Consider the following 419-nt stretch of genomic DNA (forward strand, 5'->3'; position numbering starts at 1 on the left):
TGGCAATTACACCGAATACACCTACACCCAACACGGAAAGCTCACGGGTGTTTGGTATCCGGACAACAGCAGTCAACGGCTGATCTGGAACGAGCGTGGCCAGCTCATTGAGGAGAAGCTGGCGAATGGCGGTGTGCGGCGTTATCGCTATGACGACCTCGGGCGGCAGGTTGCTTGCGAGGATGAGCATGGCGCGCTGACCCAGTATCAGTGGGACGCGGTAGGTCGTTTGCTGAAAGTGATTCAGCCGGGCGGTGCCACTCGCGAATTCAGCTACAACCCGTACGGAAAAATCACCGCCGAACGTGACGAGCTGGGCCGGGTTACGCGCTATGAGTATGCCGACGGTCTGCACCTGATCAGCCGTCGGATTAATCCGGACGGCACGCAGCTCAAATACCGTTATGACAATGTTCGGT

1 pseudogene is annotated in these 419 nt (G+C 57.5%); it reads left to right on the forward strand.

The features are described from left to right. A pseudogene (locus LIY45_RS30605) lies at positions 1-419 on the forward strand (type IV secretion protein Rhs); the annotation flags it as partial.

The sequence above is a fragment of the Pseudomonas sp. MWU16-30323 genome (assembly GCF_020515595.1).
GTDB lineage: Bacteria > Pseudomonadota > Gammaproteobacteria > Pseudomonadales > Pseudomonadaceae > Aquipseudomonas > Aquipseudomonas yamanorum.